Annotated in this window: 13 protein-coding genes, 1 tRNA gene and 1 rRNA gene; 12 read left to right on the forward strand and 3 right to left on the reverse strand. The window is 70.2% G+C overall.

Features of this window, described 5'->3' with window-relative positions; genetic code table 11:
• Both rrf and IE136_RS29000 read left to right on the forward strand, forming a co-directional pair.
• Nucleotides 1–114, forward strand: a 5S ribosomal RNA gene (rrf, locus tag IE136_RS28995); the annotation flags it as partial.
• Nucleotides 115–119: 5 nt separating this feature from the next.
• Nucleotides 120–192: transfer RNA gene (locus IE136_RS29000), tRNA-Thr, on the forward strand.
• Between the two features lie 108 nt (nt 193–300).
• On the opposite strand, the gene IE136_RS29005 is transcribed toward IE136_RS29000, so the two are convergent.
• Nucleotides 301–2,952, reverse strand: a complete 2,652-nt coding sequence (locus IE136_RS29005) for a SpoIIE family protein phosphatase (protein ID WP_158991136.1) — start codon at nt 2,950–2,952, stop codon at nt 301–303.
• Between the two features lie 355 nt (nt 2,953–3,307).
• Between IE136_RS29005 and IE136_RS29010 the strand changes: the two genes are divergently transcribed.
• From IE136_RS29010 to IE136_RS29055, 10 genes are all read left to right on the forward strand, one after another.
• Nucleotides 3,308–8,716, forward strand: coding sequence for a HAMP domain-containing protein (locus tag IE136_RS29010; protein WP_158991138.1), 5,409 nt, complete (start codon nt 3,308–3,310; stop codon nt 8,714–8,716).
• A gap of 250 nt (nt 8,717–8,966) precedes the next feature.
• The gene (locus IE136_RS29015) at nt 8,967–9,641 is read left to right on the forward strand and encodes a response regulator (RefSeq protein WP_189601803.1); all 675 of its coding nucleotides are present in this window, start codon (nt 8,967–8,969) and stop codon (nt 9,639–9,641) included.
• Nucleotides 9,642–9,766: 125 nt separating this feature from the next.
• Nucleotides 9,767–12,580: a DNA translocase FtsK gene (locus tag IE136_RS29020; RefSeq protein WP_189601804.1), complete on the forward strand. Its 2,814-nt coding sequence runs from the start codon at nt 9,767–9,769 to the stop codon at nt 12,578–12,580.
• A gap of 239 nt (nt 12,581–12,819) precedes the next feature.
• The gene (locus IE136_RS29025) at nt 12,820–13,647 is read left to right on the forward strand and encodes a helix-turn-helix domain-containing protein (RefSeq protein ID WP_158991144.1); all 828 of its coding nucleotides are present in this window, start codon (nt 12,820–12,822) and stop codon (nt 13,645–13,647) included.
• Between the two features lie 105 nt (nt 13,648–13,752).
• Nucleotides 13,753–15,288: a 30S ribosomal protein S12 methylthiotransferase RimO gene (gene rimO, locus IE136_RS29030; protein ID WP_158991146.1), complete on the forward strand. Its 1,536-nt coding sequence runs from the start codon at nt 13,753–13,755 to the stop codon at nt 15,286–15,288.
• A complete protein-coding gene (pgsA, locus tag IE136_RS29035; RefSeq protein ID WP_189601805.1) occupies nt 15,285–16,001 on the forward strand; it encodes a CDP-diacylglycerol--glycerol-3-phosphate 3-phosphatidyltransferase in 717 nt (238 codons plus the stop codon). The genes rimO and pgsA overlap by 4 nt, the downstream gene beginning before the upstream one ends.
• Nucleotides 15,998–16,507 carry a CinA family protein gene (locus IE136_RS29040; protein WP_158991148.1) on the forward strand — a complete coding sequence of 170 codons (510 nt, stop codon included), beginning with the start codon at nt 15,998–16,000 and terminating at the stop codon, nt 16,505–16,507. Before pgsA ends, IE136_RS29040 begins: the two co-directional genes overlap by 4 nt.
• A 109-nt stretch (nt 16,508–16,616) precedes the next feature.
• Nucleotides 16,617–17,000 (forward strand): helix-turn-helix domain-containing protein, encoded by a 384-nt coding sequence (locus tag IE136_RS29045; RefSeq protein WP_041131554.1) that lies wholly within the window; start codon nt 16,617–16,619, stop codon nt 16,998–17,000.
• Nucleotides 17,001–17,293: 293 nt separating this feature from the next.
• A complete protein-coding gene (locus IE136_RS29050) occupies nt 17,294–17,764 on the forward strand; it encodes a Dps family protein (RefSeq protein WP_158991150.1) in 471 nt (156 codons plus the stop codon).
• A 183-nt stretch (nt 17,765–17,947) separates the two neighbouring features.
• Complete coding sequence (locus IE136_RS29055; RefSeq protein ID WP_189601806.1) at nt 17,948–18,247, forward strand: hypothetical protein; 300 nt, start codon at nt 17,948–17,950, stop codon at nt 18,245–18,247.
• On the opposite strand, the gene IE136_RS29060 is transcribed toward IE136_RS29055, so the two are convergent.
• Together IE136_RS29060 and IE136_RS29065 are read right to left on the reverse strand one after the other, a co-directional pair.
• Nucleotides 18,195–18,959 (reverse strand): SDR family NAD(P)-dependent oxidoreductase, encoded by a 765-nt coding sequence (locus IE136_RS29060; RefSeq protein ID WP_158991152.1) that lies wholly within the window; start codon nt 18,957–18,959, stop codon nt 18,195–18,197. The genes IE136_RS29055 and IE136_RS29060 overlap by 53 nt on opposite strands.
• A 32-nt stretch (nt 18,960–18,991) precedes the next feature.
• A complete protein-coding gene (locus tag IE136_RS29065; RefSeq protein ID WP_158991153.1) occupies nt 18,992–19,798 on the reverse strand; it encodes an Fpg/Nei family DNA glycosylase in 807 nt (268 codons plus the stop codon).
• Nucleotides 19,799–19,892: the final 94 nt, after the last annotated feature.

Here is a 19,892-nt window from a genome sequence, read left to right on the forward strand (position 1 = left end):
GGTGGTCATAGCGTTAGGGAAACGCCCGGTTACATTCCGAACCCGGAAGCTAAGCCTTTCAGCGCCGATGGTACTGCAGGGGGGACCCTGTGGGAGAGTAGGACACCGCCGAACAACCCGCCCTTTTAGCTCAGTCGGTAGAGCGTCTCCATGGTAAGGAGAAGGTCAACGGTTCGATTCCGTTAAAGGGCTCAGAAGAAAAGAGAAAGACCCCCACCACCCGGTGGGGGTCTTTTTTGTTTCCAGGGCGGAAAGCCGTGGAACCTTCCGCCGGGGAGGCGGGCGGTTCCACGGCTGGTCTCAGTCGCCGTGGTGGGGCTCGGGGAGGCGCATGGCCAGGATGGCCATGTCGTCGGAGGCCGGCTCCTGGGCGAAGCGTTCGACCGCGCGGAGGATGCGGGCGGCCACCGCTCCGGCCGTGAGGCCCGTACACGTCTTGAGCACTTCGGCGAGGCCGTCGTCGCCGAGCATGCGAGTGCCCTCACGGCGCTCCGTGACGCCGTCCGTGACGCACAGCAGGACGTCGCCCGGGTCGAGCGTGACCGTCTGCTCGTACAGCTCCAGATCCTCCAGGACGCCGAGCAGCGGCTGCGGGTCGGCGGCCGGGACGACCGTGCCGTCCTGCCGCAGGCGGAGCGGCAGCGGATGGCCGGCGCAGACGACCTTCAGGACGGCCGAGCCGTCCTCCTGCGGCCACAGCTCGCCGTACAGCAGGGTGAGGAAGCGGCTGCGGGCGCCCTCGTCGAGGATCGCGGCGTTGAGGCGTTCCAGGACCGCCGGGCCGCCGAAGCCCTCGCGGGCCAGGAGGCGCAGGGCGTGCCGGGCCAGGCCCGTGACGGCCGCGGCCTCCGGTCCCGTACCGCAGACGTCGCCGATGGCGAAGCCGTAGGCGTTGTCGCGGATCGGGAAGAGGTCGTAGAAGTCGCCGCCCACTTCGTTGCCCTCGCCGGCCGCGCGGTAGATGACGTCGACCTCGACGCCGGGAATGTCGGGCAGGCCGGGGGGCAGCAGGCTGCGCTGGAGGGACTGGCTGATCGCCACACGCTCGGAGTAGAGGCGGGAGTTGTCCAGGGCGAGGGCCGCCCGGCGGGAGAGGTCCTCGGCGAGCTCCAGGATCTCCTGGCGGAAGTGGTCGTCCGAGGGTTTGCCGAGCGTCAGCATGCCGATGACCCGGTTGCGGGCGACGAGTGGCAGGACCACCGTCTCGCCGCCGACCGCGGCCGCCGTGGCGAGCGTCGAGTCGATACCGGAGGACAACGGGCCGCTGCCGTGGCCCAGTTCGCGCATCGAGATGGAGAGCGCCGCCCGGTGTGCGGCGTCTCCGGGCGCCGCCCAGACACGGGCGCCCGGAGTGGGCACCGGGTCGGGCGGGGCGATGGAGGACAGCAGGGCCTTCAGGCCGTCGATGCGGTCCTCGTCCTCGTGCAGGACGTAGGAGAGGTACGGGTCCGAGGCCTGGTCGGCGATCGTGTAGACCGCGCACCAGGTGGCCAGGGTGGGAACCGTCATCTGGGCCATGAGGGCCAGGGTCTGGTCCCGGTCCAGGGTGCCGGCCAGCAGGTCCGAGGCCTCGACCAGGAAGCTGAGGGAGCCGCGGCGCAGGCGCTCGAGCTCGCCCAGACGCGCGGACTCGACGGCGAGCGCGATGCGGTCGGCGGCGAACTGGAGGCGGAGCGCCTCCTCGTTGGAGTAGCGGTTCGGGCTCTCGGCGGCGACGCCGAGCGAGCCGGTGAGCCGGCCCTCGACCTTGAGGGGGACCGTGACGACCGAGCGCATGCCGGTGCCTTCGAGGAGCGGGGCCGCTCCCGGGACGGCCGCCAGGTCCTCGTGGACGGCCGGCATCCGGGCGGAGCCGTAGCGGCTGGCGCCCGTCTCGACCGGGACGCGGGCGAAGCGCTGACGGGCGGAGGGGAGGCCCGTGGTGGCCCGTACCTCCAGTTCGGTCTCGTCGTCCGTGGCGAGCAGGAGGAAGGCGGAGTCGCCGTCGAGCATGTCCCGGGCGCGCTCCACCGTGCGCTGGAGGAGGCCGTCCAGGTCGTCAGGGGCGGGGGAGCCGATGAAGAGCTCGAAGGGGTCCGCTGAGCGGCTCTCGGAAGCCGAGTCGGAGACCGGTTGCCGCTGCGGGGTCTGGAGGACCGCGCGCTCGTACTCCCGTACCAGGAGACAGACCGTGGAGGGCTCGCCCTCGGCGTCGCGGATGCGCAGGTGGGAGGCGTAGACGGGGATGACCCGGCCGTCGGCGCAGCGGATGCCGTAACTGCCCTCCCAGCGGGAGAGCTGGAGAGCCTCGACGAGACCGGTGCCAATGCCGGGGGTGTGCGGCCAGGCGGCGAGGTCGCCGAGGGGCTTGCCCGTGACCTGTTCCGCGCCGTACCCGAAGAGCTCCTCGGCGTCCTCGTTCCACGCGGTGATGGTGCCGCCGCGGTCGATCTGGGCGACGGCGACGCGGACGCGGCCGTCGCTCACGGGCAGGAGGGCGTCGGGGAGGACCGGACCGGCCGCACGGGTGCCGATCGGTCGCTCGGGCAGGTCGAGCTGGAACCAGACGTGCTTCTGCGTCGGTGTGTAGTCGACGCCCCAGCGGGTGGCGAGGGCGGCGCACAGCAGCAGGCCCCGGCCGTTCTCCCGGTCGGGGTGGGCGAGCGTGCGGCCGCCCTGGACGGGGATCTCGCGCTCGGGGTAGCGGTCGGCCACCTCGATGCGGATCCCGTCGTCGCTGCGCAGGCAGAGGACCTCGGCGGCGGTGCCGGCGTGGATCACGGCGTTGGTGACGAGTTCGCTGGTGAGGACGACGGCGTCGTCGACGACCTCGGCGTAGCCCCAGCCCTGGAGGGTGTCCCGGACGAAGGCGCGGGCGGTCGCGACGGACCGTCCGACAGGGTCGAAAGTGGCAGCCGCCCGCGCGGTGATCACAGAACTCCTCGTACGCGTTTCGACGCCCGGCTCTGCCATGGTCGGTCTGCCCCTCCCGCTGCCCGGTGCTCGTCCTCGGTCCGCCCCGCCCCCGCCGGGCGGACCGGGGCGGTTGGACAGCCGGATGCCAGGTTACTTACCTTCACTGTCCGGGCGGATGCCGGTCACCGCAGTTTCCGTCCCCCGAGGGTGGGGACGTTATGCGAAGCTGCCGAACTGTTATGGCCTGGTTCGGCTGCGGTGAAACACTGGGCAGGCTTGTGGTGACGGCCCGAGCAGGACGCTCAACCCCTTCGGGAGGGACACGGTGGAGTCTGGCACGACGGCGCGGCGCGGCAGCGGCAGCGGCACGCGGGCGAAGGGCGGACGGTCCCGGAGTGGTGGGACGGTGCAAATGGACGAGGCGGCGATGGAGCGGTTGCTCGCCGCCCTGGTCTCGATGCGGGACGGGAACTTCCGTAAACGACTGACGGTGTCGGGCGACGGGGTGATGGCGGAGATCTCGGCCGTCTTCAACGAGGTCGCGGCCCGGCAGATGCATCTGACCGGCGAACTGTCGCGGGTCCGCCGGGTGGTGGGGCGCGAGGGCAAGCTGTCGGAGCGCCTGGAGGCCGGCGCGGGTGAGGGTGCCTGGGCGGCGGCGATCGAGGCCGCGAACGCGCTCGTGGACGACATGACGCGGCCGGTCTCCGAAGTGGGGCGGGTCCTCTCGGCGGTCGCCGAGGGCGATCTGGACCAGCGGATGGACCTGCGGTCGGACGGTCCCGACGGGACCGCGAGGCCGCTGCGCGGGGAGTTCCTGAAGGTCGCGCGGACCGTGAACAATCTCGTCGACCAGCTGTCGGCGTTCACGGACGAGGTGACCCGGGTCGCCCTCGAGGTCGGTACGGAAGGAAAGCTGGGCGGTCAGGCGCAGGTGCGCGGTATGTCCGGTTCGTGGAAGGACCTCACTGATTCGGTCAACACCATGGCGTACCGGCTGACGGCGCAGGTACGTGACATTGCTCTCGTCACGACGGCGGTCGCCAACGGTGATCTGTCGCAGAAGGTCACGGCGCATGTCGACGGCGAGATGCTGGAGCTGAAGAACACCGTCAACACGATGGTGGACCAGCTCTCCTCGTTCTCCTCCGAGGTGACCCGGGTCGCGCGCGAGGTGGGCACCGAGGGTGAGCTGGGCGGTCAGGCCGAGGTGGCCGGCGTCGCGGGCGTGTGGAAGGACCTCACCGACTCCGTCAACACGATGGCGGGGAACCTGACCAATCAGGTGAGGGGTATCGCCGAGGTCACCACGGCGGTCGCCAACGGTGATCTGTCGCAGAAGGTCAGAGTGAGCGCGCGTGGTGAGGTCGCGCAGCTCGCGGACACCATCAACCAGATGACCGAGACGCTGCGGACGTTCGCCGACGAGGTGACCCGGGTCTCCGGCGAGGTCGGTGCGCAGGGTCTGCTCGGCGGTCAGGCGCAGGTGCCGGGCGCGGCCGGAACGTGGAAGGACCTGACCGACTCGGTCAACACCGTCTTCCGGAACATCACCACGCAGGTGCGGGACATCGCGCAGGTGACGACGGCGGTCGCCAACGGTGATCTGTCGCAGAAGGTCACCGTCGACGTGGCCGGCGAGATGCTGGAGCTGAAGAACACCGTCAACACGATGGTGGACCAGCTGTCCGCCTTCGGTTCGGAGGTGACCCGGGTCGCGCGCGAGGTCGGTGTCGAGGGTCTGCTTGGCGGCCAGGCCGAGGTGCCGGGCGCGGCCGGGAAGTGGAAGGACCTGACCGACTCGGTGAACACGGCGTTCCGCAACCTGACCGGTCAGGTGCGGGACATCGCGCAGGTGACGACGGCGGTCGCCAACGGTGATCTGTCGCAGAAGGTCACCGTCGACGTGGCCGGCGAGATGCTGGAGCTGAAGAACACCGTCAACACGATGGTGTCGCAGCTGTCGTCCTTCGCCGACCAGGTGACGCGGATGGCGCGGGACGTGGGCACGGAGGGCCGCCTCGGCGGTCAGGCCCGCGTCGACGGTGTCTCCGGTACGTGGAAGGAGCTCACCGACTCCGTCAACTTCATGGCCGGCAACCTGACGTCGCAGGTGCGTCAGATCGCGCAGGTGACGACGGCCGTGGCGCGCGGTGATCTGTCGCAGAAGATCGACGTGGACGCGCGCGGCGAGATCCTGGAGCTGAAGAACACCATCAACACCATGGTCGACCAGCTGTCCGCCTTCGCGGAGCAGGTGACCCGGGTGGCCCGTGAGGTGGGTACGGACGGCCGACTCGGCGGTCAGGCGCAGGTGCCGGGTGTCGCCGGTGTGTGGCGCGATCTGACCGACTCGGTGAACGGCATGGCCGGGAACCTCACCGCCCAGGTCCGTAACATCGCGCAGGTCGCCACGGCCGTGGCGCGCGGTGACCTGTCGCAGAAGATCGACGTGGACGCGCGCGGCGAGATCCTGGAGCTGAAGAACACCCTCAACACGATGGTGGACCAGCTCTCCAGCTTCGCGGAGCAGGTGACCCGGGTGGCCCGTGAGGTGGGTACGGAGGGAATCCTGGGCGGTCAGGCCGAGGTGCAGGGGGTCTCCGGCACCTGGAAGGACCTCACCCAGTCCGTGAACTTCATGGCGAACAACCTGACCTCCCAGGTGCGCAACATCGCCGAGGTCACCACGGCGGTCGCCAAGGGCGACCTGTCGAAGAAGATCACCGTCGACGCCAAGGGCGAGATCCTGGAGCTGGTGACGACCGTCAACACGATGGTCGACCAGCTGTCCAACTTCGCCGACGAGGTGACGCGAGTCGCCCGTGAGGTGGGCACGGAGGGCATCCTCGGCGGTCAGGCGCGGGTGCGCGGGGTCACGGGCATCTGGAAGGACCTGAGCGACAACGTCAACCTGATGGCCAACAACCTGACCAGTCAGGTGCGGAACATCTCACGGGTCTCCTCGGCGGTCGCCAACGGCGACCTGACGAAGAAGGTGACGGTCGAGGCGCGCGGCGAGGTGGCCGAGCTCGCCGACACCGTCAACACGATGGTGACGACCCTGTCGTCGTTCGCCGACGAGGTGACGCGAGTCGCCCGTGAGGTGGGCACGGAAGGGGAGCTGGGCGGTCAGGCGCGGGTGCCGGGTGTCTCGGGCACCTGGAAGGACCTGACCGAGTCGGTGAACTCGATGGCGTCCAACCTGACGGGTCAGGTGCGGCAGATCGCGGCGGTGACGACCGCCATCGCCAAGGGCGATCTCACCAAGAAGATCGACATCGACGCGCGCGGTGAGATCCAGGAGCTGAAGAACACCATCAACACGATGGTCGACCAGCTGTCCTCGTTCGCCGAGGAGGTCACCCGCGTGGCCCGTGAGGTGGGTACGGAGGGCATCCTCGGAGGCCAGGCGCGGGTCCGGGACGTCGACGGCACCTGGCGGGACCTGACCGAGTCCGTGAACGAGATGGCCGGGAACCTGACGCGGCAGGTGCGCGCGATCGCGGCCGTGGCCACGGCGGTGACCCGCGGCGACCTGAACCTGAAGATCGACGGGGTGGACGCGGCCGGCGAGATCCAGGCGCTCCAGGACAACATCAACACCATGATCGCCAACCTGCGCGACACCACCCTCGCCAACGAGGAGCAGGACTGGCTCAAGGGCAACCTGGCCCGGATCTCCGGCCTGATGCAGGGCCGACGGGATCTGGACGACGTCGCCTCGCTCATCATGAGCGAGCTGACGCCGGTCGTCTCGGCCCAGCACGGCGCCTTCTTCGTGGCGATGCCCACCGGCTCCGCGGGGGGCAGTGCCGAACTCGGCGGGCAGCGGGAGGGCTCGTACGAGCTGCGGATGCGCGGCAGTTACGGTTACTCCGCCGGATCCATGCCGACCTCGTTCCGGCCCGGCGAGACGCTCATCGGGACCGCGGCCGAGGAGAAGCGGACGATCCAGGTCAACGTGCCGCCGGGTTATCTGAAGATCTCCTCGGGGCTCGGCGAGGCCGCGCCGGCGCATGTGATCGTGCTTCCGGTCCTCTTCGAGGGCAAGGTCCTCGGCGTGATCGAGCTGGCCTCCTTCCAGCCGTTCACCCAGATCCAGCGGGACTTCCTCAACCAGCTCGCCGAGCTGATCGCGACCACCGTCAACACCATCAGCGTCAACACCAAGACCGAGGTGCTGCTGAAGCAGTCGCAGGAGCTGACCGAGCAGCTGCGGGAGCGCTCGGCGGAGCTGGAGCACCGGCAGAAGGAGCTCCAGGGCTCGAACGCGGAGCTGGAGGAGAAGGCGGAGCTCCTCGCCCGCCAGAACCGGGACATCGAGGTGAAGAACACCGAGATCGAGGAGGCCCGGCAGGTCCTGGAGGAGCGTGCCGAACAGCTCGCGGTCTCCATGCGGTACAAGTCGGAGTTCCTGGCCAACATGTCGCACGAGCTGCGCACGCCGCTCAACTCGCTGCTGATCCTGGCCAAGCTGCTCGCCGACAACGCGGACGCCAACCTCTCGCCGAAGCAGGTCGAGTTCGCCGAGACCATCCACGGGGCCGGTTCGGACCTGCTCCAGCTGATCAACGACATCCTCGACCTGTCGAAGGTCGAGGCGGGGAAGATGGACGTCTCCCCGACCCGTATCGCGCTGGTGCAGCTCGTCGACTACGTCGAGGCGACGTTCCGGCCGCTGACCGCGGAGAAGGGGCTCGACTTCTCGGTCCGCGTCTCGCCCGAACTGCCCGCCACGCTCCACACCGACGAGCAGCGGCTGCTGCAGGTGCTGCGCAACCTGCTGTCCAACGCGGTCAAGTTCACCGACACGGGCGCGGTGGAGCTGGTCATCCGGCCGGCCGGGACGGACGTACCGCAGTCGATCCGGGAGCAGCTCCTGGAGGCCGGTTCGCTGCGCGACCCGGCGGCCGATCTGATCGCGTTCTCGGTGACGGACACCGGCATCGGCATCGCGGCGGGCAAGATGCGGGTGATCTTCGAGGCGTTCAAGCAGGCGGACGGGACGACAAGCCGGAAGTACGGCGGTACGGGCCTGGGTCTCTCGATCAGCCGGGAGATCGCGCGGCTCCTCGGCGGCGAGATCTACGCGGCGAGCGAGCCGGGCCGCGGCTCGACGTTCACGCTGTACCTGCCGCTGAGCCCCAGCGAACTGCCGCCGCAGGGGTACGGGCAGGGCGGACCCGGGTCGATGGACCCGCAGTCGGGCGCGTCGGGTGCGGAGGACGTCACGCTCGACGGGGTCGCGCACTTCGCGCCCGCGCCCATGACGGCCGACATGCGCTCCGGGGCGGGTGCCCTCTTCCGGCACCGGAGGAAGGCGGCCCAGTCCGGCCTGGACGGGCGGCCGGCGCTGCCGGGACAGCCCGGGCGGCAGGGGCAGACCGATCAGCAGGCGGCCGAGGAGCGGATGGAGCCGCGTCGCACGTACTCCTTCGCCGGTGAGAAGGTGCTGATCGTCGACGACGACATTCGCAACGTCTTCGCGCTGACGAGCGTCCTGGAGCAGCACGGGCTCGCGGTGCTCTACGCGGAGAACGGCCGTGAGGGCATCGAAGTGCTGGAGCAGCACGACGATGTGACGGTCGTTCTGATGGACATCATGATGCCGGAGATGGACGGGTACGCGACGACGACCGCGATCCGGCGGATGCCGCAGTTCGCCGGGCTGCCGATCATCGCGCTGACGGCGAAGGCGATGAAGGGGGACCGGGAGAAGGCGATCGAGTCCGGCGCCTCGGACTACGTCACCAAGCCGGTGGATCCCGATCACCTGCTGTCGGTGATGGAGCAGTGGATGCGCGGAGACGGAAGCTGAGCTTGTCGACCGACTGTCGCCACAGGCGTGTGAGAGGCCGGTATGCGGGGAACCTTCTGGTCTCTCACCACGTTTCCGCTACGTGCACAGTGACATCGTGGTGACAGGGTGTGGCGACAGGCGGGGTGCGGCTACCATGACCGGCACAAGGACGGACGGCGCATGGGAGTCGTCTTCTGGGGCGGCGCCCGGTGCTTCCCCCGGCTCGGAGAGTCGGGGAGAGCCCATGCCGGGGCGAGGAGGACGGGGCATGGTGCAGAAGGCCAAGATCCTCCTGGTCGATGACCGGCCGGAGAATCTGCTGGCGCTGGAGGCCATTCTCTCCGCGCTCGATCAGACACTGGTGCGGGCATCGTCAGGGGAGGAAGCGCTCAAGGCGCTGTTGACCGACGACTTCGCGGTCATTCTTCTCGACGTCCAGATGCCTGGAATGGACGGGTTCGAGACGGCCGCGCACATCAAGCGGCGGGAGCGGACCCGGGACATCCCGATCATCTTCCTCACCGCCATCAACCACGGTCCCCACCACACCTTCCGGGGCTACGCGGCGGGCGCGGTCGACTACATCTCCAAGCCGTTCGACCCGTGGGTGCTGCGCGCCAAGGTCTCGGTCTTCGTCGAGCTGTACATGAAGAACTGCCAGCTGCGCGAGCAGGCCGCGCTGCTCCGGCTCCAGCTGGAGGGCGGCGGGCACGGCGGCCACGCCAAGGAGTCGGCGGGGCTGCTGGCCGAGCTGTCCGCGCGCCTCGCCGCCGTCGAGGAGCAGGCGGAGGCGCTCTCCAAGCAGCTCGACGACGACTCGGCCGACGCCGCGGCGGTGGCCACCGCCGCGCATCTGGAGCGCAAGCTCACCGGGTTGCGGCGGGCCCTCGACGCACTGGAGCCCGGGGCCGGCGGTCCGACCGCGCTCCCCTCGCAGAGCTGACGTACCGTCACTGCTGGCGCCCGTCATGAACGGGCGTCAGTTTCGTGCCCCGGCAGGGACGACACGAACGGGTGAGGCGGGACGCGCACGTGTTCACCGCCGCTCACACCGGTAACCTCAGCATCATGGCCTCACGTACGTCCGGCAAGGGTTCCCAGGGCACCGCGAAGCCGCGCGCCGGCCGTACGACCGGCGTCGCGAAGAAAGCGGTGCCCGTCAAGTCCGCCGCGAAGTCGCCCGCCAAGCCTCCCGCGAAGAGGACGGCCAAGAAGGCGGCGCCCGCCAAGCGCGTGCCCGCGAAGAGGACCGCGGGGAAGAAGGCCGCGCCCAGGCCCGCCCCGTCGCCGACGGGGGGCGTGTACCGGCTCGCCCGGGGGCTCTGGCTCGGCCTCGCGCACGGCGTGGGCGCGATGTTCCGCGGGATAGGGCGGGGAGCCAAGGGACTCGACCCCGCCCACCGCAAGGACGGCATGGCCCTGCTGCTGCTCGGCGTCGCGCTGATCGTCGCCGCCGGGACCTGGTCCAATCTGCGCGGCCCGGTCGGCGACCTCGTCGAGATGCTGGTCACCGGCGCCTTCGGGCGCCTCGACCTGCTGGTGCCGCTGCTGGTGGGCTCGATCGGGTTCCGGTTGATCCTCTATCCGGAGAAGCCCGAGGCCAACGGCCGGATCGTCATCGGGCTGTCCGCCCTCGTCATCGGGGTGCTGGGGCAGGTCCACATCGCCTGCGGCTCGCCCGGTCGGGACGAGGGCACCAAGGCGATGCAGGACGCCGGCGGGCTCATCGGCTGGGCGGCGTCCAAGCCGCTGATCTTCATGATGGGCGAGGTGCTCGCCGTACCGCTGCTCGTCCTGCTCACCGTCTTCGGCCTGCTCGTCGTCACCGCAACCCCTGTCAACGCCATCCCGCAGCGGCTGCGCGCGCTCGGGGTCAAGCTCGGACTCGTCGAGCCCGCGTACGACCCGGAGAGCGTGTACGAGGACGTGGAGGAGTACGACGAAGGATGGCGGGCGGCCGCGCCGCCCGCCCGCGGCCGGCGCGGTGCGACCGCCCCCTCGCAGGTGTACGACGTGGACCGGGTCGAGGAGGAGGCGCTCACCCGGCGAGGACGCACGCGCCGGTCTTCCGCCCAGCCCGCCCTCGACCGGCCCATGGACGCCGTGGACGTCGCGGCGGCGGCCGCCGCCGCGCTCGACGGGGCTGTGCTCAACGGTATGCCGCCCTCCCCGCTGGTCGCCGATCTGACCCGGGACGTCACCACCGAGCGGGCCGCCGCGCGAGCCGCGGCCGCGCCGGAGACCGCCGGGGGCGCGCGGGGCGGGGAGGTTCCCGCGGCTGCCCCGGTGCCGCCGGCCCGGGGCGCGGACGCCGGGCGCGTTCCCGGAGCCGTACCGGATCTGACCAAGCCCGCGCCCGAGACCACCGAGCTGCCGCCCCGCGCGGAGCAGCTGCACCTCTCCGGCGACATCACCTACGCGCTGCCCTCGCTGGACCTGCTGGAGCGTGGCGGTCCGGGCAAGACCCGCAGCGCGGCCAACGACGCCGTGGTGGAGTCGCTCACCACCGTCTTCAGCGAGTTCAAGGTGGACGCGGCTGTCACCGGCTTCACCCGCGGGCCGACGGTCACGCGGTACGAGGTCGAGCTCGGCCCCGCCGTGAAGGTCGAGAAGATCACGGCCCTGACCAAGAACATCGCGTACGCCGTGGCCTCCCCGGACGTCCGGATCATCTCGCCGATCCCGGGCAAGTCCGCCGTCGGCATCGAGATCCCGAACAGCGACCGGGAGATGGTCAACCTAGGCGACGTGCTGCGGCTCGCCGCCGCGGCCGAGGACGACCACCCGATGCTCGTCGCGCTCGGTAAGAACGTCGAGGGTGGTTACGAGATGGCCAACCTGGCGAAGATGCCGCACATCCTGGTCGCCGGAGCCACCGGATCCGGAAAGTCCTCGTGCATCAACTGCCTCATCACCTCGGTGATGATAAGAGCGACCCCCGAGGACGTCCGGATGGTCCTGGTCGACCCCAAGCGGGTCGAGCTCACCGCGTACGAGGGCATCCCGCACCTGATCACGCCGATCATCACCAACCCCAAGCGGGCCGCCGAGGCCCTGCAGTGGGTGGTGCGCGAGATGGACCTGCGCTACGACGACCTGGCCGCCTTCGGCTTCCGGCACATCGACGACTTCAACGCGGCCATCCGCCAGGGCAAGGTCAAACTCCCCGAGGGCAGCGAGCGCGAGCTGCAGCCCTACCCGTACCTGCTGGTCATCGTGGACGAGCTGGCCGACCTGATGATGGTCGCGCCCCGGGACGTCGAGGACGCCATCGTCCGGATCACCCAGCTGGCGCGCGCCGCCGGCATCCACCTGGTGCTCGCCACCCAGCGGCCCTCCGTGGACGTCGTCACCGGCCTGATCAAGGCGAACGTGCCCTCTCGGCTCGCCTTCGCCACCTCCTCGCTCGCCGACAGCCGCGTCATCCTGGACCAGCCCGGCGCGGAGAAGCTCATCGGCAAGGGTGACGGCCTGTTCCTGCCGATGGGCGCGAACAAGCCGGTCCGTATGCAGGGCGCCTTCGTCACCGAGGCAGAGGTCGCGGCCGTCGTCCAGCACTGCAAGGACCAGATGGCGCCGGTCTTCCGGGACGACGTCACCGTCGGCACCAAGCAGAAGAAGGAGATCGACGAGGACATCGGCGACGACCTCGACCTGCTGTGCCAGGCCGCCGAGCTGGTCGTCTCCACGCAGTTCGGCTCCACGTCCATGCTCCAGCGCAAGCTGCGCGTCGGCTTCGCCAAGGCCGGACGGCTGATGGACCTGATGGAATCACGGAACATCGTCGGCCCGAGCGAGGGGTCCAAGGCGCGCGACGTGCTCGTCAAGCCGGACGAGCTGGACGGAGTACTGGCCGTCATCCGTGGGGAGTCGGGAGAGTAGCTCGGGGAAGTAGACCGGGAGGAGTAACCGGGCGGTCGAAAACGAGACCTGGCCGAGACTCACTCGTAAGGGAACCCAGGGCAACCGTTTCCCTTGGCCATACGTCAAGTTGGAGGGAGGGACATAACGATGTCCCAGCCTCATGGCGTACAAACCGCGTCCGCCCGGTTGCCCCACCCTTTCGTACCACCCATAGACTGAACCTCCAGCAGGTGGTTACACGCTCGAAAGGCGCTCTCGTGTCCATCGGCAACTCCCCCGAAGACGACCGTGACTTCCCGCCGGAAGACCGGGATTCGATCGGCCGTACCCTCCAGCAGGGGCGGATCGCCTCCGGTCTCACCGTCGAAGAGGTCAGCGCGTCCACCCGAGTCCGGATCCCCATCGTGCACGCGATCGAGGAGGACGACTTCTCGCGCTGCGGCGGCGACGTCTACGCGCGCGGTCACATCCGTACGCTCGCGCGCGCCGTCGGCCTCGACCCCGCTCCGCTCGTCGAGCAGTACGACGCCGAGCACGGCGGCCGGCCCGCACCCACCCCCGCCGCGCCGCTCTTCGAGGCGGAACGTATCCGCCCCGAGCCGCGCCGCCCCAACTGGACCGCCGCCATGGTCGCCGCCATCGTCGCCGTCATCGGCTTCGTCGGTTTCTCGATGTTCAACGGGAACGACGTGCGGGGCGGGACCGGAACCGTGGCGGAGGGACCCGCCCCGGAGAAGAAGACCACCACCCCGAAGCCGAAGCCGACCAAGACGCCCGGCACCAAGCCGGCGCCTTCCGAGAGTGCCATCGCCGCGGTCCCGAAGGACAAGGTCACCGTCAAGATGACCGCGGTCGACGACAAGAGCTGGATCTCGGCCAAGGCGCACGACGGCAAGCTGCTCTTCGACGGCCTGCTCCTCAAGGGCGAGTCCAAGACCTTCCAGGACGACGAGCGCATCGACCTGATTCTCGGCAACGCCGGAGCCATCGAGCTCTACGTGAACGGCAAGAAGATCGAGGACTCCTTCGAGGCCGGCCAGGTCGAGCGGCTCTCGTACACCAAGGGCGACCCCGAGGCCGGATGATCCGCGCGGGCCGGCGGCCCACCGATCCGGCGGCCCACTGCCCGCCGTCGCGCAGGTGAACCCTGCGCGGCGGGGGTACGGCCAGGACAAAGTAGTCTTGAGTCCATGCCCGAACGCCGTACCGTCGCCCTTGTCACTCTTGGCTGCGCCCGTAACGAGGTGGACTCGGAGGAGCTCGCAGGCCGCTTGGCAGCGGACGGCTGGGAGCTCGTCGAGAACGCCCAGGACGCCGATGTCGCCGTCGTCAACACCTGTGGATTCGTCGAGGCCGCCAAGAAGGACTCCGTCGACGCCCTCCTCGAAGCGAACGATCTGAAGGACCACGGCAAGACCCAGGCCGTCGTCGCGGTCGGCTGCATGGCCGAGCGGTACGGCAAGGAGCTCGCCGAGGCCCTTCCCGAAGCCGACGGCGTGCTCGGCTTCGACGACTACGCCGACATCTCCGACCGCCTGCAGACGATCCTCAGCGGCGGCAGTGTCGAGGCCCACACCCCCCGTGACCGGCGCAAGCTGCTGCCGCTGTCGCCCGTGGAGCGGCAGCAGGCCGCCGCCGGAGTGGCTCTGCCAGGACACGGCGCCCCGGAGGCCACGCAGGGCACCCAGGCTCCGCAGGCTCCCGAGAACGTGCCGAGCGACCTTCCGGAGGGCCTCGCCCCGGCGTCCGGGCCGCGCGCCCCCTTGCGCCGCCGGCTCGACACCAGCCCCGTCGCCTCCGTGAAGCTGGCCTCCGGCTGCGACCGGCGCTGCTCCTTCTGCGCCATCCCGTCCTTCCGCGGCTCCTTCGTCTCGCGGCGTCCCTCCGACGTCCTCAATGAGACTCGGTGGCTCGCCGAGCAGGGCGTGAAGGAGATCATGCTGGTCTCCGAGAACAACACCTCCTACGGCAAGGACCTGGGCGACATCCGCCTCCTGGAGAGCCTGCTGCCCGACCTCGCGGCAGTCGACGGCATCGAGCGGGTCCGGGTCAGCTACCTCCAGCCCGCCGAGATGCGGCCCGGGCTGATCGACGTGCTGACCTCCACCGAGAAGGTCGCCCCCTACTTCGACCTGTCCTTCCAGCACAGCGCTCCCGACGTCCTGCGGGCCATGCGTCGCTTCGGGGACACCGACCGCTTCCTGGAGCTCCTGGAGACGATCCGGGGGAAGGCCCCGACGGCCGGTGCCCGGTCCAACTTCATCGTGGGCTTCCCCGGCGAGACCGACGCGGACTTCGCCGAGCTGGAACGCTTCATCACCCACGCGCGGCTCGACGCCATCGGCGTCTTCGGCTACTCCGACGAGGACGGCACCGAAGCCGCCACGTACGAGCACAAGCTCGACCAGGAGGTCGTGGACGAGCGGCTCGCCCACCTCTCGCGGCTCGCGGAGGAGCTCACCGCCCAGCGCGCGGAGGAGCGGATCGGAGAGACCCTGGAAGTACTCGTCGAATCGGTCGGATCCACCGGCTCCGGCGACGAGGAGGACGGCGTGATCGGTCGTGCGGCCCACCAGGCTCCGGAGACGGACGGCCAGGTGGTCATCACCACCGAATCCGCGGCGGGCCTGGACCTGATGCCCGGCCGTATGGTCATGGCGAAGGTCGTGGGAACGGAAGGCGTCGACCTGGTGGCCGAGTGTCTTTTTGAGGAGGCGGGCAGATGACCGGAGTCCCGGCATCCGCTACGGGCGGGAGCGGTAGGCCTGCGCCCGGCGGAAAGCTGGGGGTCCCCCCGCGCCCCCCGGGCGTCGGGGGAGCCAAGCCTGTCGGCCAGGCCGGCCTGTGGAACATCGCCAACATCCTCACCATGATCCGGCTGGTGCTCGTGCCCGGCTTCGTGGTGCTGCTCCTCCAGGACGGCGGGCACGACCCGGTCTGGCGGGCCTGGGCGTGGGCGGCGTTCGCCGTCGCCATGATCACGGACGTCTTCGACGGGCATCTGGCCCGGACGTACAACCTGGTCACCGACTTCGGGAAGATCGCCGACCCGATCGCCGACAAGGCGATCATGGCGGCCGGCCTGATCTGTCTCTCCTTGCTGGGCGACCTGCTCTGGTGGGTGACGATCGTGATCCTCGCCCGGGAGCTCGGGATCACGCTGATGCGGTTCTGGGTGATCAGGCACGGGGTGATTCCGGCCAGTCGCGGCGGCAAGATGAAGACATTGGCTCAAGGCGCGGCGGTCGGCATGTATGTCCTCGTGCTCACCGGTCCACTCGCCACCCTGCGCTTCTGGGTGATGCTGGTGGCCGTCGTGCTGACGGTGGTCACCGGCCTGGACTACGTACGCCAGGCGATCGTGCTGCGGCGCAGGGGCCTGGCGAAGGAGCGGGCCGTGGCGGCCGCCGAGCGGCCCGCGGCGGGGTCGGGGCGATGAGCACCGCCGCCCGGGTGCTGGGACTGCTTGCGGAGCGTGATCAGACGCTGGCCGCCGCGGAGTCCCTCACGGGCGGCCTGGTGGCCGGAGAGCTGACGGAGGTTGCTGGAGCCTCGAAAAGCTTCCGCGGGTCCGTCACGGCATACGCAACGGCCCTGAAGCGCGAACTTCTAGGGGTCGACGGGACCCTTCTGGAGGAGCGCGGCGCGGTGGATCCGGAGGTCGCGCTGCAGATGGCGGCCGGTGTGCGGCTTCGGCTCGGTGCCGACTGGGGTATCGCGACGACCGGGGTCGCCGGCCCCGAACCCCAGGACGGGCAGCCGGTCGGCACGGTGTACGTGGCCGTGGCGGGCCCCGTCGGAGCGGGGAAAGTGGCCGCATTGCGGTTGAACGGCGGCCGTGCGGAAATCCGTAGAGAGAGTGTACGGAGCGTGCTGGAACTGCTCGGCGACGAACTCTCGGGAAATGCGCGGGCACAGGATACGGAACAGAACGGGGGGAATTGATGTTTGCAGCCCTGAGTGAACACGACATCGCTCCCCGCACGGCCGCAGCGCGAGGCGGTACGGTGGGGCGTGAAGGATGCGGCTACGCGGTCCGAGGAGGGAGCCACCGATGATTCTGCTCCGTCGCCTGTTGGGTGACGTGCTGCGTCGGCAGCGCCAGCGCCAGGGCCGTACTCTGCGCGAAGTCTCCTCGTCCGCCCGAGTTTCGCTCGGCTATCTTTCCGAGGTGGAGCGGGGGCAGAAGGAGGCTTCCTCCGAACTGCTCTCCGCGATCTGCGACGCGCTTGACGTACGGATGTCCGAGCTCATGCGTGAAGTGAGCGACGAGCTGTCATTGGCCGAACTGGCCGAGTCGGCAGCGGCGAGCGAACCGGTGCCGACGCCGGTACGCCCGATGCTCAATTCGGTGTCGGTGACGTCGGTGGCCGGTGTGCCCACCGAGCGGGTGACCATCAAGGCGCCCGCGGAAGCGGTGGACGTCGTCGCTGCCTGACCTGACATGACGTGGGTGAAAGCCCCGGTCGATGCCCCGAGTGGGCGCCGACCGGGGCTTTCGCGTTGTCAGGGGGCTTGCGGGCGCGGGCGGGAGACGTTGCGCCGACGGCGGCGCGGAGTGCGGGGGGCTTCGGGCTGGTGGAGCCGGGCCTTTGGAGGCGGGCTGCTCGAGCTGGGCTGCTCGAGCCGGGGTGTTCGAGCCGGGGTGTTCGAGTGGCTGCGTTTGAGATGCCCGATTCAGGTGATGCGTGCCATGGTGAGGAGAAACGTACGACTGGTTGGAGAACACGCATGTCCGTCGTGAAGAGCTCGCTGTCCGACACCGACCTGAAGACGGTCGGCAACGCTTTGCAGGGCGCGCTGGTTGATCTGGTCGACCTCGGCCTGGTCGCCAAGCAGGTCCACTGGAACGTGGTCGGACCCCGGTTCCGCTCGGTCCACCTCCAGCTCGACGAGGTCGTGGCCACCGCGCGGCAGCACTCCGACGTGGTGGCCGAGCGTGCCTCGGCGGTGGGTGTCAATCCGGACGGCCGGGCCGCGTCGGTGGCCTCGGGCAGCGCCATCGGTGAGGTGCCCACGGGCTGGATCAAGGACACGGACGCCGTGAAGATCCTGGTCGACGCTCTCGTCGCGGTGATCGCGCGGATGCGGGAGCGGATCGAGGTCACGGACGAGCCGGACCCGGTCACCCAGGACATCCTGATCGGGCTCACGGCCGACCTCGAGAAGCATGCCTGGATGTTCCAGGCGGAGAGCGCCTAGCTCATGCGCCCCGCTGTGGCGATGCGCGGCGCCGGCTCGGCCGGTGCGGGCTCGGCCGGTGTTCGCCTCCGGCGGGATCGGCGGCTTTCGAGCGCTCCGTGCCTTTCGCGCGCCGGGTCTGCCTCCGGTGCGCCCTCCCGCCGGGTGATACGGCCGGTCTAGCGTCGACCGCAGGAGGCGGCCATGGCACGGCGACGGGTTCCGCTGGTGACGCTCGCACTGATGGCGAGCGCGCTGGTGGTCGGCGGGCTGTGGTGGTGGGCGGTGCTGCGACTGGTGCTGGTCCCGGAGCGGTCCGGGCTGGTCGAGGGGGCGGTCGCGGCCGGCGGCTGGGGGCTGAGCCTGCTGCCGGTGCACGTGACGGCGTCCGCCGCCACGGGCGGCCGGACGCGTCTCGGCCGGATCGTCGAGGGCATGGGGGGGAGGCGGTTCACCACGGCATCGCGACGCCGCCGTTCGGACGGAGAATCTGACCCGTCGTGAACGAGGAGGCGTCGCAGGCGAGGTGGAGGACCGCGTGCGCGATGTCCGTCGGCTCGCCGACGCGGCCCAGGGGGGAGTGCCGGGCCATGGCCGTCTCCGCCTGCTCCTGTGCGGCCGGTTCATGGCGGTCGGTCATGGGGGTGCGGATCCAGCCGGGCGCGATCGCGTTGACGCGGATGCCGTACCGGCCGACCTCGGTGGCCAGGGTTTTGGTCAGCTGGACGACTGCCGCCTTGGAGACGCTGTAACAGAGCAGACCCGGGCTCGCGGTGTCCATCGCTCCGGACGCCATCGTGACGATGGAGCCGGGGATTCCTGCGGCGATCATTGAACGCACCGCCTCCTGGCAGGCGTGGAGAACGCCCTTGAAGTTGACCGCGAGGACCCGGTCGAGGTCGTTTTCGCGGGTCTCCAGGACCGTGCTCGTGTGCATGATTCCGGCGATCGCGGCCATGACGTGGAGCGGGCCCGCGGCGGCGACCGCCGCGGCGAGGGCGGGCCGGTCGGTCACGTCCAGCGGGTGGATACACGCGGCCCCGCCCTGCTGGGCGACGAGAGCCGCTGTCTCCCGGAGGCCCGGTTCGTCGCGGTCCGCGCAGTGGACGATGGCACCCGCCGCCGCGAGGAGGACGGCGGTGGCCCGGCCGATGCCGCCGCCGGCGCCCGTGACGAAGGCCGTGCGGCCGGCGAGGTCGTACGCGCTCAAGGGCATGAGCGGACCGTACGACCAGTTCTGACGGGTCGTCAATCAGTGGGCGTGGGCGCGTCCGACGGGCCCTTCTGGCAGCCGGCGCACCAGTAGGTGACGCGGTCGCCGAGTTCCGCCTTGCGGATGGGTGCGCCACAGCGCGGACATGGACGCCTCTCGCGCCCGTATACATAGAGACGTTCCCGGCTCCGGGGATACGTGGTGGTGCGGCGGTCGGGGCGGTCCTTGTTGGCGTCGAGGAGACGGCGGGCGGTGGCGACGAGCCGCTCGGGGACGCCGGGGGCCAGCTCACCGACCGGGAGCCAGGGGGTCACCGCCGCCAGGAACGCCAGCTCCGACTTGTAGACGTTCCCGATGCCCGCCAGGTTGCGCTGGTCGAGGAGAGCCTCGCCGAGCGTGCGGGAGGGGTCGGCGGTGAGTCTCCGGACAGCCTCCTCCGGGTCCCAGTCCGGCCCGAGGAGGTCCGGGCCCAGGTGGCCCACGACGTTCCGCTCCTCGGCGGTGCGGATCAGTTCGAGGACGGGAAGGCGGTAGCCGACTGCTGTGTGGTCGGCGGTGCCGAGGATCGCCCGGATCTGGTGGTCGGGACCGCCGCGCCAGCGTTCGCCGGTGGCGTACACCTGCCACGACCCGTCCATCCGCAGATGCGAGTGGAGGGTGAGGCCGCCCTCGAACCGGGTGAGGAGGTGCTTTCCGCGCGGGGTCACGTCGAGGACCGCGCGTCCCGTGAGATCGGCGGTGGCGAACCGGGGCACCCGCAGATCGGACCGGGTCAGGACGTGTCCGGCCAGCGCGGTGTGCAGTCGGTGGGCGGTCCGCCAGACGGTGTCTCCTTCGGGCATGGATCCATGATGCGGGACGGGCGACGGGTGGGGCGCGCACCGGGAGAACTGGTGGGGCGCACCGGGCCCTGGTTCGCCCCTAGCCCGGGTCCGT

Source organism: Streptomyces lateritius (assembly GCF_014649715.1).
Lineage (GTDB): Bacteria > Actinomycetota > Actinomycetes > Streptomycetales > Streptomycetaceae > Streptomyces > Streptomyces lateritius.

Coding starts and splice junctions, on each gene's coding strand:
- pgsA (WP_189601805.1), top strand. CDS start 15,285: ATGACCGGAGTCCCGGCATCCGCTACGGGCGGGAGCGGTAGGCCTGCG.
- IE136_RS29060 (WP_158991152.1), bottom strand. CDS start 18,959: ATGCCCTTGAGCGCGTACGACCTCGCCGGCCGCACGGCCTTCGTCACG.
- IE136_RS29045 (WP_041131554.1), top strand. CDS start 16,617: ATGATTCTGCTCCGTCGCCTGTTGGGTGACGTGCTGCGTCGGCAGCGC.
- IE136_RS29065 (WP_158991153.1), bottom strand. CDS start 19,798: ATGCCCGAAGGAGACACCGTCTGGCGGACCGCCCACCGACTGCACACC.
- IE136_RS29040 (WP_158991148.1), top strand. CDS start 15,998: ATGAGCACCGCCGCCCGGGTGCTGGGACTGCTTGCGGAGCGTGATCAG.
- IE136_RS29015 (WP_189601803.1), top strand. CDS start 8,967: ATGGTGCAGAAGGCCAAGATCCTCCTGGTCGATGACCGGCCGGAGAAT.
- IE136_RS29005 (WP_158991136.1), bottom strand. CDS start 2,952: ATGGCAGAGCCGGGCGTCGAAACGCGTACGAGGAGTTCTGTGATCACC.
- IE136_RS29010 (WP_158991138.1), top strand. CDS start 3,308: ATGGACGAGGCGGCGATGGAGCGGTTGCTCGCCGCCCTGGTCTCGATG.
- rimO (WP_158991146.1), top strand. CDS start 13,753: ATGCCCGAACGCCGTACCGTCGCCCTTGTCACTCTTGGCTGCGCCCGT.
- IE136_RS29050 (WP_158991150.1), top strand. CDS start 17,294: ATGTCCGTCGTGAAGAGCTCGCTGTCCGACACCGACCTGAAGACGGTC.
- IE136_RS29055 (WP_189601806.1), top strand. CDS start 17,948: ATGGCACGGCGACGGGTTCCGCTGGTGACGCTCGCACTGATGGCGAGC.
- IE136_RS29020 (WP_189601804.1), top strand. CDS start 9,767: ATGGCCTCACGTACGTCCGGCAAGGGTTCCCAGGGCACCGCGAAGCCG.